This is a genomic window from Psychrobacillus sp. PGGUH221 (genome assembly GCF_042055255.1).
Taxonomy (GTDB): Bacteria; Bacillota; Bacilli; order Bacillales_A; family Planococcaceae; genus Psychrobacillus.
In genome coordinates this window covers 18,322-31,471 of sequence record NZ_JAQMHQ010000010.1, presented here as the reverse complement: position 1 = coordinate 31,471, position 13,150 = coordinate 18,322, and the positions used below count along the sequence as shown (strand labels likewise).

15 protein-coding genes are annotated in these 13,150 nt (G+C 35.7%); 2 read left to right on the top strand and 13 right to left on the bottom strand.

The genetic code is table 11. The features are described from left to right. Positions 1–106 precede the first annotated feature (106 nt). The 7 genes from dnaB to rpsF form a co-directional block, all read right to left on the bottom strand. On the bottom strand, positions 107–1,462 hold the full coding sequence (gene dnaB, locus PGC35_RS16835) for a replicative DNA helicase (RefSeq protein ID WP_053591152.1): 1,356 nt from the start codon (positions 1,460–1,462) through the stop codon (positions 107–109). A gap of 12 nt (positions 1,463–1,474) precedes the next feature. Continuing rightward, a complete protein-coding gene (rplI, locus tag PGC35_RS16830; RefSeq protein ID WP_375219981.1) occupies positions 1,475–1,924 on the bottom strand; it encodes a 50S ribosomal protein L9 in 450 nt (149 codons plus the stop codon). Next, a complete protein-coding gene (locus PGC35_RS16825) occupies positions 1,921–3,897 on the bottom strand; it encodes a DHH family phosphoesterase (RefSeq protein WP_483880165.1) in 1,977 nt (658 codons plus the stop codon). The genes rplI and PGC35_RS16825 overlap by 4 nt, the downstream gene beginning before the upstream one ends. A gap of 12 nt (positions 3,898–3,909) precedes the next feature. Beyond that, on the bottom strand, positions 3,910–4,851 hold the full coding sequence (locus PGC35_RS16820; protein ID WP_375219980.1) for a YybS family protein: 942 nt from the start codon (positions 4,849–4,851) through the stop codon (positions 3,910–3,912). Positions 4,852–4,993: 142 nt separating this feature from the next. Next, on the bottom strand, positions 4,994–5,230 hold the full coding sequence (gene rpsR, locus PGC35_RS16815; RefSeq protein WP_053591149.1) for a 30S ribosomal protein S18: 237 nt from the start codon (positions 5,228–5,230) through the stop codon (positions 4,994–4,996). 47 nt (positions 5,231–5,277) lie between these two features. Further along, positions 5,278–5,781 (bottom strand): single-stranded DNA-binding protein, encoded by a 504-nt coding sequence (gene ssb, locus PGC35_RS16810; protein ID WP_053591148.1) that lies wholly within the window; start codon positions 5,779–5,781, stop codon positions 5,278–5,280. A 43-nt stretch (positions 5,782–5,824) separates the two neighbouring features. Continuing rightward, entirely contained in the window at positions 5,825–6,115 is a 291-nt protein-coding gene (rpsF, locus tag PGC35_RS16805) for a 30S ribosomal protein S6 (protein WP_053591147.1), read from the bottom strand. A gap of 209 nt (positions 6,116–6,324) precedes the next feature. On the opposite strand from rpsF, the gene PGC35_RS16800 reads away from it, so the two are divergent. Beyond that, complete coding sequence (locus PGC35_RS16800) at positions 6,325–6,888, top strand: DUF3267 domain-containing protein (RefSeq protein ID WP_375219979.1); 564 nt, start codon at positions 6,325–6,327, stop codon at positions 6,886–6,888. Positions 6,889–7,616: 728 nt separating this feature from the next. Here the strand turns inward: PGC35_RS16800 and ychF are convergent. The 3 genes from ychF to PGC35_RS16785 all read right to left on the bottom strand — a co-directional run bounded on the left by ychF (position 7,617) and on the right by PGC35_RS16785 (position 9,875). After that, positions 7,617–8,717 (bottom strand): redox-regulated ATPase YchF, encoded by a 1,101-nt coding sequence (gene ychF / locus PGC35_RS16795; RefSeq protein WP_375219978.1) that lies wholly within the window; start codon positions 8,715–8,717, stop codon positions 7,617–7,619. 88 nt (positions 8,718–8,805) lie between these two features. After that, positions 8,806–9,006, bottom strand: coding sequence for a DUF951 domain-containing protein (locus PGC35_RS16790; protein WP_053591144.1), 201 nt, complete (start codon positions 9,004–9,006; stop codon positions 8,806–8,808). 8 nt (positions 9,007–9,014) lie between these two features. Beyond that, positions 9,015–9,875 (bottom strand): mechanosensitive ion channel family protein, encoded by an 861-nt coding sequence (locus tag PGC35_RS16785; protein WP_053591143.1) that lies wholly within the window; start codon positions 9,873–9,875, stop codon positions 9,015–9,017. A gap of 79 nt (positions 9,876–9,954) precedes the next feature. Between PGC35_RS16785 and yyaC the strand changes: the two genes are divergently transcribed. Continuing rightward, complete coding sequence (gene yyaC / locus PGC35_RS16780; RefSeq protein WP_056831425.1) at positions 9,955–10,554, top strand: spore protease YyaC; 600 nt, start codon at positions 9,955–9,957, stop codon at positions 10,552–10,554. Here yyaC and PGC35_RS16775 read toward each other — a convergent pair. From PGC35_RS16775 to PGC35_RS16765, 3 genes are all read right to left on the bottom strand, one after another. Continuing rightward, complete coding sequence (locus PGC35_RS16775) at positions 10,510–11,217, bottom strand: DUF554 domain-containing protein (RefSeq protein WP_375219977.1); 708 nt, start codon at positions 11,215–11,217, stop codon at positions 10,510–10,512. The genes yyaC and PGC35_RS16775 overlap by 45 nt on opposite strands. 240 nt (positions 11,218–11,457) lie before the next feature. Next, the gene (locus PGC35_RS16770) at positions 11,458–12,294 is read right to left on the bottom strand and encodes a ParB/RepB/Spo0J family partition protein (RefSeq protein ID WP_053591140.1); all 837 of its coding nucleotides are present in this window, start codon (positions 12,292–12,294) and stop codon (positions 11,458–11,460) included. Beyond that, positions 12,287–13,048 carry a ParA family protein gene (locus tag PGC35_RS16765; protein WP_053591139.1) on the bottom strand — a complete coding sequence of 254 codons (762 nt, stop codon included), beginning with the start codon at positions 13,046–13,048 and terminating at the stop codon, positions 12,287–12,289. The genes PGC35_RS16770 and PGC35_RS16765 overlap by 8 nt, the downstream gene beginning before the upstream one ends. Positions 13,049–13,150 lie beyond the last annotated feature (102 nt).

Genomic DNA, 13,150 nt, shown 5'->3' with positions numbered 1-13,150 from the left:
ACAGTGTAATTGTACCAAGCTATGGTCTCATAGTCAACCGATATTAGGTAAAAACACGAACATATAAATGTAATAAAACATTTATCGTTCGTGTTCTTACCATTTCTTATGCTGGAGGAGCTTGATGCTGACTCCAATCAATGTTAACAAATTTGTTAAATTCCTTCACAAACGCTAGAGTAACTGTACCAGTTGGACCGTTACGTTGTTTTGCAATGATAATTTCAATCATGTTTTGATTTTCTGTTTCTTTATCGTAATAATCTTCACGATACAAGAATGAAACAATATCTGCATCTTGCTCAATCGATCCAGATTCACGTAAATCGGACATCATTGGTCTCTTGTCTTGTCGCTGCTCCACACCACGAGAGAGCTGCGATAATGCAATAACAGGTACTTGTAGCTCCCTAGCTAGTCCTTTTAATGAACGTGAAATTTCTGATACCTCTTGCTGTCTATTGGCTTGGCTGCCGCCACTACCTTGGATTAGCTGCAAGTAATCAATTAGAATCATTCCTAAACCAGATTCTTGTTTTAATCTACGGCATTTGGAGCGTATTTCATTTACACGAATACCGGGGGTATCATCAATATATATTCCTGCATTCGATAAACTACCCATTGCCATTGTTAGTTTTCGCCAATCTTCCGTCGTTAAAGAGCCTGTACGTAATACTTGGGCATCTATATTTCCCTCTGCACAAAGTATACGCATAACTAACTGTTCAGCACCCATCTCTAGGCTAAAAATAGCTACATTTTCATCGGTTTTAGTTGCCACATTTTGCGCAACATTCAATGCGAATGCAGTTTTCCCTACGGATGGACGAGCTGCTACGATAATTAAATCATTTCGTTGGAATCCAGCAGTTATTTTATCTAAATCTCGGAATCCTGTTGGAATACCTGTAACATCGCCTTTTCTCGAATGAAGTTTTTCGATGTTATCATATGTTTCCACCAAAACGTCTTTAATATGCTGAAAATCACCAGCATTTTTTCTGTTGGCAACTTCCATCATTTTTCGTTCAGCCTCAGATAATAGGGCCTCAACTTCGTCTTCTCTTGTAAATCCATCTTCTACAATCGTTGTAGCCACTCGTATTAAACGGCGTAGGATTGATTTTTCTTCTACAATTTTTGCGTAATGTCCGATGTTTGCTGCTGTAGGTACTGCATTTGCTATCTCACTTATGTAAGAAATACCACCAACATCTTCTAATTCTTTTTTGGAAGATAGTTCTTCCGTTACGGTAACAACATCAATTGCTTTCCCTTGATCGCTTAACCGAAGCATCGTTTGAAAAATTTTCTGATGAGCTACTCGGAAAAAGTCTTCCGGCATTACTATTTCCGCTGCTGTTATTAACGCTTGCGGTTCTAAAAATATTGCTCCAATGACAGACTGCTCAGCTTCTTGGTTATGTGGTGGCACACGGTCCAATAATGGATCGCTCATTGACCTCTCTCCTTACGCTTCTTCTGTTACATGTACTTTTAAAGTAGCCACTACTTCGTGATGTAGTTTAACTGGAACATTTGTATAACCTAATGCACGAATTGCATCATCAAGCTCCATTTTACGTTTATCTATTTTAATTCCATGTGATTTTTCTAATTGTGCTGCGATTTGTTTTGTTGTTACTGAACCAAACAAACGTCCATCGTTACCAGACTTTGCTTTCAAGTCAACTGTTAATTGTTCTAAACGTTCTTTTAACTTTTTCGCTTCAGCTAGTTCCTCTGCTGCTTCTTTTTCTGATTTTTTCTTTTGGCCTTCTAATGCACTAATTGCTGCTGTATTTGCTTCAACAGCAAGTTTATTTTTTAATAAAAAATTATGTGCATATCCGTCAGCCACTTCTTTAATTTCACCTTTTTTACCTTTACCTTTTACATCTTTTAAAAATACTACTCTCATTCCCCTGTTCCTCCTTCTAATGTCTCTTCAATTGCTGTTTTAAGCATATTAATAGCTTCATCAATTGTCGCATTTTCTAGTTGGCACGCAGCATTGGTTAAATGACCACCACCGCTTAATCTTTCCATTATTAACTGTACATTTACGTCGCCTAGAGATCTTGCACTAATTCCAATAATTGAATCAGTTCTATAACCAACTACAAACGAAGCTGATATATTATTCATTGTTAATAGAATATCTGCAGTTTGTGCGAGTAATACTTGGCTATAGGAAGCATTTTCTGCGCCATGCGCAATAGCAATACCTGGCTTAAAAAATTCTACTGTTTGAACAATTTTAGAACGTTCAATATACGTATCTATATCTTCTTTTAACAACCTTTGTACTAAAACAGTATCTGCACCTTGTGTTCGAAGATAAGACGCTGCTTCAAAGGTTCTAGCACCTGTACGAAGCGTGAAACTCTTAGTGTCTACAATTATTCCTGCAAGCATAGAGGTAGCTTCAAGCATTGTTATTTTTTCATTCTTCGGTTGGTATTCTATTAACTCTGTTACCAGTTCTGCCGTCGAGGATGCATATGGTTCCATATACACAAGTAAAGTATTGGAAATGAACTCCTCACCTCTTCGATGGTGATCAATGACAACTCTCTTTTCTGCTCTATTTAATAATTTTTCATCTATAACAAGACTAGGTTTATGTGTATCCACTACTACTAATAAAGTTTTATCGGTCATTCTATTAATAGCTTCTTCTGGACTAATAAAACGCTCAAAAAGCTCCGGTTTTCCTTTAATTTCATCCATTAATCGGAGAACACTTTTGTCTAATTCATTAAAATCGATTACTACATAACCTTCGACCTTATTCATTTGAGCCATTTTTCTAACCCCTACTGCTGCTCCAATGGCATCCATATCCGGCAACCTGTGGCCCATAACAAATACTTGATCACTATCCTGGATTAAATCACGAAGAGCATGTGAAATCACTCGCGCTCTTACACGCGTCCTTTTTTCTACGGGGTTTGTTTTTCCACCATAAAATTTTACTTTTCCATTTGGCTGTTTTATCGCTACTTGATCTCCTCCTCTTCCAAGTACTAGATCCAAGCTCGATTGTGATAGTTCTCCCAGTTCGACTAACGAAGTAGATCCCGCACCTACCCCTACACTTAACGTTAAGGAGAAGCCAAATTTAGAAGTTGTTTCTCGTATATCATCTAATATAGAGAATTTATTTTTTTCTAGCTCTACGAGAATTGATTCATTGAATACAGCTAAGAAGCGATCAGAGGAAATTCTTTTTACGTATATACCGTACTTAGCTCCCCAGTTATTCACACAAGAAGTCACAATACTATTTAACTGTCCTCTTGTTTGATCGTCCATACCTTGTGCGATTTCATCGTAATTATCGATGTAGAGAACAGCAATAACCGTTCTATCTCCGTAATACAACGATTCAATTTCTACTTGTTCCGTTATATCAAAGAAGTATAGTAATTTTTCTTCCGCCTTATAAAATACTTTATAATCATTGTTATCTAAGGAAATCGTAATCTCTTTCGAATCCTCTTGCTTAATAAGCTGTTGAAAGTCTTTTGATATAGACAGAAGCTCTTCACCAATAATCGTATCGAACGGAAGCTTTTGAGTCATATAGGGATTTGCCCATTCAATGATATATTGATCATTTATCAATAATATACCGATTGGCATTTCGAGCAATGCTTCTTCTCCGACTTTTTTCATGCGATAAGATAGGGTTTCGATATGTCTTTCCGTTTCTTCGTAAACCCGCTTTTCTAAAATCCATCCATATATAGATACTCCAATAACTAATAAAGCAAATAATAACCCAACGATTAAATTGTTAGACAGGAGTAAATAAGATGCAACCCCTCCGAGAAGCATAAACAAAATGAGTGGATATCGAATTGGTCGTTTTCTAAAAAAAGACGCCACCTGATCAGCTCCTTATTTTTTGTGCCTGCCTTGTAAATAACTTCTCAAATTAAATCCTAAGTCAAAAACACCTAGTATAATGGTAAACGTAAATAACGGTATGGCTAAAAATGTTCCAAGAATTGCCGTCCACCTTGGATAGCCTTGTAAATGAAAATAATAGTGAATCAATGAAACCCCTTGTAAAAACAATAGAGCTCGCAAAATAAACATAGCGTTGACCGTTGCCATATACCCAAATGATCCAATCTCATAAGAAATGATCAATGTTAAAATGGATACGATTAAATAATACCATAACACCGCTTTAGGTAGTTTAAAATGCATAAACTTTGGAAACTTAGGTACTTTAATTTTCAGTTTCCTTAATAACGGTAAATTAATGGACAAATAGATAAATGCAGTGGCAAACATTGTTGCAATAAAATAAGACGGCATCATTGTTTGAACTAATTGTAAGCTCTGTGCCACCATTTCATCATAATTTTTTGGTAACTGTCCAACAGAAGCCATTATATTTCCTACTTGTTCGTAGTATATTTCAATACCTTCGAAAAATTGCTCCAGAATATTAATATTCAGAATCAAAATAGAAATTATGTATTGTACAGCTGTCATTAGTAATAAAAAAATCCCAGAAGTCATTAGAAGATACAGTTTTGATTTATGATTTCTAATAGAATCTCCGATGATCAACCCTAGAGGTGCAACAATTAATGCAAATATAAAACCGAATATACCGCCAATAATAAAGGAGATAGCTAACCCAATCAACGTTACATATACTGCATATTTTCTTTCAAATTTGGCGCTAAACCAAGCAATTGGTAAGGGCACAATAAATGAAGTGATAAATCCTAAAAACGGAATATACACGGACATTGCTAAAAGGATTGCAAATAGTGCAATCATCATTGCTCCATATGTTAAATAGCTTGTCTGATTTTTTTGCATGAGGGACCTTCCTTTGTTGTAATCATCTTTTCATTGTAACAGATTTCTTCTTACAACTAAATTTCTTTTGTTCGGGCTAGAAATAATAGGTAATTTAACAATAAAAAAAAGACCGGTTTCCCGGTCCTTACTATTTTTAAACTTATCTCTCTTCAGAAGTAAATGGTAGTAATGCCATTATACGAGATACTTTGATAGCTCTTGTTAACTTACGTTGGTACTTCGCGCTAGTTCCTGTCACACGACGTGGAAGAATTTTTCCACGTTCTGACACGAATTTTTTCAACAAATCTACATCTTTATAATCAATGTGTGTAATGTTGTTAGCTGTGAAGTAACAAACTTTACGGCGTCTTTTGCCTCCGCGACGTGGTGCCATAATAGGTTGCCTCCTTTTCGATTAAAGTAAAAGTGTATGAAGTCCTTTTAAAACGGTAGATCGTCATCCGATACTTCGATTGGCCCGCTACTGTTTGCAAATGGATCTTCGTCTACACGTGTATAATTTTGCTGATTCATTGGTTGGTTTTGCTGATATGTCGGATATGGATTTTGCTGTTGTCCACCACCAAACGATTGTCCGCCTTGGCTACGGTCTCCAGAACTACTATTACGTGGTTCTAAGAACTGTACGCTGTCTGCAACAACATCAGTAGTATAAACACGTTTACCATCTTGTCCTTCATAACTGCCTGTTTGAATACGCCCTTCAACACCTGCTAAACTTCCCTTTTTCAAGAAGTTAGCTGTGTTTTCCGCTTGCTTTCTCCAAACGACACAGTTGATAAAATCAGCTTCTCTTTCACCCTGTTGGTTGGAGAATGTTCGATTTACAGCTAGTGTAAATCTTGCCATTGCAACACCACTTGGTGTATAGCGAAGTTCCGGATCTTTTGTTAGTCTTCCAACTAAAACGACACGGTTAATCATCAGTGTTCAACCTCCCTCTCTCAGCTTTTGTTAGTCGATTTTATTATTTATCGTCGATACGAACAGCAATGTGACGGATAATGTCTTCATTGATGTTAGCTAAACGAGTGTATTCATCGATTGCTTGAGAATCAGCGTTTGCTTTAACGATTTGGTAGTAACCTTCACGTAAGTCATTGATTTCATAAGCTAAGCGGCGTTTGCCCCACTCTTTTGATTCGATGATTTCTGCACCATTTGAAGTTAAGATTTCGTTGAAACGCTCAACTAAAGCTTTCTTCGCATCTTCTTCAATTGTTGGTTGAATAATGTACATTAATTCGTACTTTCTCATCTATTTACACCTCCCTATGGTCTTTGGCCGACTGCTTACAGCCGACAAGGAGCAAGTAATGTTATTACTCACATCAATGAATTGTAACACAAATTATTTTTTATATCAAGATTCATTACCAATCTTTTCACATTTCCTGTATATTTATTTTAACGTTAGTGAAAGGACGTAAAAAAGTCCATAGTGTATTTAACTTGGAGGCGTTGATCATGGAAAATAAAGAGGATATCTTAACCATTATTGATATCGATTTAAAAAAAGTTGCTTGGTTTAGTCTGATAATAACTGTACTCTTATCGATTTTAGGATTAGTTATTTATAGTTGGTTACACGATGGCTTCAACATAAATTTTTCAATTGTAGATTTACTATTATTTTTTTTAGGTTATGCGTTGTTAATTGTTTTCCATGAATGTTTTCATTTAATTGGTTTCTGGTTTTTCGGGAAAGCCCCATGGAGCAGTATGGATTACGGTGTCAATCTTAAACTGGGTATTGCCTATGCAACAACCAATTTACCTATTGTAAATAGTGCAATGAAAAAAGCATTATTACTTCCTTTTTGGATGACAGGAGTCCTTCCCTTGGTTCTCGGATACTGGGTAGAATCACCAGGATTAGTCTTATTAGGAGCATGGTTAGTTGCAGGTGCTGCCGGAGACTTTGCTATGTATAAAGAATTAATAAAATATCCAGCTCATCTGCTTATAAAAGATGATCCTGCAGAGCCGAAGTTATACGTATTAAATAATAAAAAGCAGGACAGCATTTAAGTTGTCCTTTTAGTATGTCACCACATTACCAGTTAGAGATAAAGACCATAAGAATGGTAACGGAACGGTTATTTCCGCTTCAGACGGACGCTTTTCGCGGGCGGGGTCGAGCTGCTTCCCTCGCTGCCCTCGAGGAGTCCTCAATGAGATTTCATAACAGTATGTGAACGAGAATTTGACACATACTCAGTTTTTATTTTAGACCCGTTAATTTCCGTTCCAGGCGGACGTGTTCCGCCGGCATGGCTTCAGCCGCTTCCCTCGCTACGCTCAGTCCAGGGTCTTCAACTCATGCTATTCCGGCTGGAGTCGCCGCCTTCCACTCCAATCAACTTTTATCCGCTTTTCAATTAGAGAACCATCATGCCATTAATAGACCAAGTTTTTTCACTTAAAATTTTTCAATTAGTATTTATAGAAAATCGTTGAAAAAGGCGACACTCCTGCGGGAATAGCGTTAGCCGAAGACCCCGCATTGAGGGGAAGGCAATCTAAGTTCGCCGCATCCTGCAGCAACGATTGCATGACCAACATCGTGTTGGCCTAGGAGGCTAAGGCAACGCCCGCGGAAAGGGAGCCGTTTCAACGATTTTCTTATTTATCGGACGACATTATTTAGTAAATTCAAAAATTCTGTCCGGGAGCGGAAATCAACAACTCTATTTATCATAGTTTTTATTAAAAAAAAAAAAAAAAACAGATCAGCATTTTAGCTGACCTGTTTTATATTATACGTTAAAACGGAACAACATTACGTCTCCATCTTGTACTACATATTCTTTACCTTCTAAACGAACCTTACCTGCTTCTTTGGCTAATGCCATGGAGCCAGTTGCAACTAAATCATCGTAAGCAACTGTTTCTGCACGGATAAACCCTTTTTCAAAATCCGAGTGGATAACTCCTGCACATTGAGGAGCCTTCATACCTTTACGGAATGTCCAAGCACGTACTTCCTGTACACCTGCAGTGAAGTATGTAGCAAGGCCAAGAAGCGAATAGGATGCTTTGATTAATTGATCTAAGCCAGATTCCTCAATACCTAACTCTTCTAGGAACATAGATTTTTCGTCGTCCTCTAGAGCAGCCATTTCTTCTTCAATTTTTGCACAAATAACGATAACTTGTGCTCCTTCTTCTGCTGCAAATTCACGCACTTTTTGTACATATTCATTTTCATCTGCTGCCATAATATCGTCTTCTGATACATTGGCAACGTATAATATTGGTTTTATCGTTAATAGATGAAGTCCCTTTACAACTCGAAGTTCCTCTTCTGTGAAGTCAACAGATCTACCTGGTTTTCCTTCTTCAAAAGTTTCTTTTAAACGTGTTAAAATAGGTTCTTCCACCATTGCATCTTTATCTTTTTGTTTCGCCATTTTAACAACTCGTGCCAAACGCTTATCAACACTTTCTAAGTCTGCTAAAATTAATTCCAAATTAATAACTTCAATATCCGCGATAGGGTCTACTTTTCCTGAAACATGCGTAATATTATCATCTTGGAAGCAACGAACTACTTGGCAAATGGCATCTACTTCTCTAATATGGGCTAAGAACTTGTTTCCAAGACCTTCCCCTTTACTTGCACCAGCTACAATTCCAGCAATATCTGTAAATTCAAATGCCGTTGGAACAGTTTTCTTTGGTACTACTAATTCAGTTAATTTATCTAAACGAGCATCAGGAACTTCCACAATCCCTACGTTTGGATCAATTGTAGCGAATGGATAGTTTGCAGCAAGTGCTCCTGCTTTTGTTATTGCATTAAATAGTGTAGATTTTCCTACGTTCGGTAATCCTACGATTCCTGCAGTTAATGCCATGTATGGTCACAACCCTTCTATTTTCTAAACCAACAAAAATTATATATAACCTGTTCATTATATTGATTTTAACGCTAAAAGTCTATCCTTACTCCGTATCAGCTTGCACTAATAGTTTTTTCATCTTTTTCTCAAATTCTTTTCGTGGAATCATTACACTATGCTGACAACCTTCACATTTTATACGAATATCTGCCCCCATACGAATGATTTTCCACGCATTCGTGCCACAAGGATGTTGTTTTTTCATTTCGACAATATCATTTAATTGAAATTTTTTACTATCCATTTGAACACCTACTCTTTTTTACTTTGGTATAAAACCATTTTTGGATAAGGAATTTCAATCCCCTTTTCATCGAGGTAATTCTTTATATCTCTACGGATATTTCTTGCAACTCCATGTTGTTGATTAGGTAGAGTTTCTGCAACAACTCTTAATATTACTTCGGTTGCTGCCACATTCTGCACTCCAAGTAAATCTGGAACCTTTACCAGCTCCTCGTATTTACTAGGTAAATCTTGTAAAAATTCTCTAATCATATTTTCTACTGATTGAATATCCGATTCGTAAGATATGCTAATATCTATTAAAGCTAATGAATTATAAATGGAGTAATTGATAACTTCTGAAATATTCCCATTTGGAATAATATGCAATTCTCCTGTATAACTTTTTACTTTCGTTGTTCTTAGGCCAATTTCTAGCACTACCCCTGTAGATTGCCCAATCATCACTTGATCACCAACAGCAAACTGATCTTCAAATACTATAAAAAAACCTGTGATAACGTCTTTTACTAAACTCTGTGCACCAAACCCTACTGCTAGACCAAGAATACCTGCCCCCGCTAATAATCCTGCTACATTAATATTAAAGGTCGATAATACTGCTAAGATTGCCGTAAAATAAACGGCATAAGCTAATATATTTTGAAGCAACTTCAATAAAGTATTTTGTCTACGTTCAGAATATGCTAATGGACTTCTTTCTCTTACGGAAAACACTCTCTTTAGGAGCCTCTTCCCAACTCTCACCACAATAGCTGAAGCAATCAATATAAAGATTACTTTCAAAGCTATTAATCCAAGATTTATCCAAGTTTCTTCATTTAATATTAATTTTTTTAAATATGTGTATGATACTTCTGTGTTCATATTATTCTTTATGTCACCTTTCTGAATAAATAGTTTCTTATTTACATATACTGTTTTAAAAAAGAAAGTGAGTCTCTATATGAATTTTCAAGCAGCAGAGATAAAAGAATCATCTACTATCAATTATAAAGAAACAGGCGTTGTATGGAAACTAAGCAACTTTTTCTTAGATCAAATCCCTTTTGATCATCCAAACTTAGTTTTTTGTTGCATTGGAACTGATCGTTCAACAGGAGATGCACTCGGACCAATGACAGGCTCTTTCTTAACACAGCTTTCTTCTTTTCCTTTTCAGATTGTTGGAACACTCGACAATCCATTACACGCTTTAAATATTGAGGAAATAACACAAGAATTACTTGATTCCCCATCGAAACCTTTTATTATCGCCATTGATGCTTGTCTTGGCAATTCAGGGAACATCGGTCAAATAATTGTACATCCAGGTCCCTTATATCCAGGAAAAGCAGTCAAAAAAGAATTACCACCTATCGGTGAGATTTCCATTAAAGCAGTCGTAAATATTGGAGGCTTTATGGAATATAATGTACTACAAAGTACGCGTCTAAACATAACATTTGAAATGGGTAAAGTTATTTCTCGCGCACTTTTACTCGCATGGCATAGATATAATTTAAAAATTATAAATAAAAGTAACAGCAATCGCAACTATAACTAAACTAGGCAGTAAATTTGCTACTCTAATTTTTGTTAATCCAAGTAGATTTAATCCTATAGCTATAATCATTATCCCTCCAGTCGCTGTCATTTCTTTAATAAATAATTCAAGTGCAGCTTCTGGAATTAATTTTGTTATTTGAGTAGCGAATAATGCAATTGCACCTTGATATACTGCTACTGGAATGGCTGAGAGTAAGACACCAATCCCTAGTGTTGCAGAAAGTATAATAGATGTAAAACCATCTATTATTCCCTTACTAATTAACAATTCATGGTCATTTTGAAGTCCGCTATTTAATGCTCCAAGTACTCCCATTGCTCCGATGACAAATATTAATGTACCAGTAACAAATCCTTGTGCAATACTGCCTCCCTCGGCAGTTTTAGACCCAAATTTTTGTTCTATGTATTTGCCTAATTTATTTAACCATTTGTCTATGTCAATCCATTCTCCAATTACTCCACCGAATACTAAACAAATAATAATAAGTACAAAATTAGTACTCTCCAAGCCCATTTGAATCCCTAAAACGACTACTGCTATCCCGATTGCATACATTACAGTCTGCTTCATATTTTCAGGAATATTTTTTAAAAACCTACCTATTATTGCACCCACTATTATTAATAGTGCATTAACAATAGTTCCTAGTAAAACCATATCTATTTCCTCATTCCTTCTTCTCGAATTGGAAGAGCTTAATGTCTATTAATAATGACTCTGTTATTTCTAATTAATGATATGAAGAATGATGCTGTAGGCACAATGCACATAGACTCTAAAGGGCTAATCGTCGCCCCTTTAGGAAATCTGTACATTACAACAGAGAAGCTTCAAAAATATAAAATGCTAATCTATTAAAAGCACAACCTATTTCTAGATACTAGAAATAGGTTGAATTTAATCTTCTAATAGTTGTAATATTCTTTCTAAATCATCCTCAGAAAAAAATTCAATCTCTATCTTACCTTTGTTTTTGTTTTTAACAATAGAGACTGGAGTTCCGAATATTTCTCTTAATTCTGATTCTTTTTCAATAGTAAAGATATCCTTTTTCACAGTAGGTTTTGTTTCACGTGGAACATTCTCATTTAAGCGTTGTACGAGTGCTTCTAATTGTCTAACATTTAAATTTTCTTTTAATGTTTTTAACATGATTAAAGGAATATTCTTTTTCTTTTTTAATCCTAATAGCGCCTTACCGTGTCCCATGGATAGTTCACCATTTGTGATTGCATTTCTTACCTCTTCAGGAAGTGATAACAATCTGATGTGATTAGCGATATGAGGACGGCTTTTACCTAATCTAAAAGCAAGCTGTTCCTGCGTTAAATTTAGGTTTTCCATTAAGTTTTGATAAGCTTCTGCCTCTTCTATAGGTGTTAAATCTTCTCTTTGAAGATTTTCTAGAATGGCTATTTCCATCATTTGCTGATCATTTAATTCACGAATGACAGCAGGTATTTCATCTTGTCCAGCTAGTTCAGATGCACGAAATCTTCTTTCCCCAACGACAATTTCATATTTTGAACCTTTTTTACGTAAGATGATTGGCTGTAATACACCATGTTCTTTTATGGATTCAGAAAGATCTTTCATTGCTTCTTCATCAAAAATTTTTCTTGGTTGATATGGGTTAGGTTTAATTTTATCTAAACTTATTTTATCTACTTTTTCAGCTTTCAAATCTTCCTCTGGAAAAAATGCATTTAGTCCTTTACCCAATGCTTTAGCCATTACGAATCACTTCCTTCGCTAAATCTAAGTATACTTCTGCTCCACGAGACTTTGGATCATAAATTATTATCGGTTCTCCGTGACTTGGTGCTTCACTCAATCGAACATTTCTAGGTATAATTGTCTTATATACTTTCTCTTGGAAGTATTTTTTAACTTCTTCAATTACTTGAATACCTAAATTTGTTCGTGCATCAAACATAGTCAATAGAACTCCATCTATTTCTAAGTTTTTATTTAAGTGTTTCTGTACTAGTCTAATCGTACTTAAAAGTTGGCTTAACCCTTCTAATGCGTAAAACTCACATTGAACAGGAATAATAATAGCATCGGAGGCAGTTAGAGAATTGATCGTTAATAACCCTAATGATGGTGGACAGTCAATGATGATATATTCATATTTGTCTTTTACCTCTTGTAGGGCTCTTTTTAATCTTACTTCCCTTGAAATAGTTGAAACGAGCTCTATTTCTGCACCTGCCAAAGAAATAGTAGCGGGAACAATATGTAAATTTTCCACTTTTGTTTCCTGTATTGTCTCTAAAACGCTAACGTCATCTATTAATACATCATATATACATTGATTTACATCGCCTTTGTTTACCCCAACTCCACTAGAAGCATTTCCTTGTGGATCAATATCGACAAGTAATACCTTTTTTCCTAAATAAGCAAGGCAGGCACTTAAGTTTACGGATGTAGTAGTCTTTCCTACACCACCTTTTTGATTGGCTATTGCAATAATTCTTCCCACTCTTGCACCCTCTTCTTCTCGTTTTATATTACTCTATTTACATTCTATCAAATTTCAATGAAATTTGGGTGTTATTCTTGTTACAAAAAAAAAACTCTCACA

Excerpts from the sequence above, each read along its gene's own strand:
- PGC35_RS16770 (WP_053591140.1), bottom strand. The coding sequence starts at position 12,294 with ATGGCTAAAGCATTGGGTAAAGGACTAAATGCATTTTTTCCAGAGGAA.
- rpsF (WP_053591147.1), bottom strand. The coding sequence starts at position 6,115 with ATGAGAAAGTACGAATTAATGTACATTATTCAACCAACAATTGAAGAA.
- PGC35_RS16820 (WP_375219980.1), bottom strand. The coding sequence starts at position 4,851 with ATGCAAAAAAATCAGACAAGCTATTTAACATATGGAGCAATGATGATT.
- yyaC (WP_056831425.1), top strand. The coding sequence starts at position 9,955 with ATGAATTTTCAAGCAGCAGAGATAAAAGAATCATCTACTATCAATTAT.
- PGC35_RS16800 (WP_375219979.1), top strand. The coding sequence starts at position 6,325 with ATGGAAAATAAAGAGGATATCTTAACCATTATTGATATCGATTTAAAA.
- PGC35_RS16785 (WP_053591143.1), bottom strand. The coding sequence starts at position 9,875 with ATGAACACAGAAGTATCATACACATATTTAAAAAAATTAATATTAAAT.
- rplI (WP_375219981.1), bottom strand. The coding sequence starts at position 1,924 with ATGAGAGTAGTATTTTTAAAAGATGTAAAAGGTAAAGGTAAAAAAGGT.
- ychF (WP_375219978.1), bottom strand. The coding sequence starts at position 8,717 with ATGGCATTAACTGCAGGAATCGTAGGATTACCGAACGTAGGAAAATCT.
- ssb (WP_053591148.1), bottom strand. The coding sequence starts at position 5,781 with ATGATTAACCGTGTCGTTTTAGTTGGAAGACTAACAAAAGATCCGGAA.
- dnaB (WP_053591152.1), bottom strand. The coding sequence starts at position 1,462 with ATGAGCGATCCATTATTGGACCGTGTGCCACCACATAACCAAGAAGCT.
- PGC35_RS16790 (WP_053591144.1), bottom strand. The coding sequence starts at position 9,006 with ATGGATAGTAAAAAATTTCAATTAAATGATATTGTCGAAATGAAAAAA.
- PGC35_RS16775 (WP_375219977.1), bottom strand. The coding sequence starts at position 11,217 with ATGGTTTTACTAGGAACTATTGTTAATGCACTATTAATAATAGTGGGT.
- rpsR (WP_053591149.1), bottom strand. The coding sequence starts at position 5,230 with ATGGCACCACGTCGCGGAGGCAAAAGACGCCGTAAAGTTTGTTACTTC.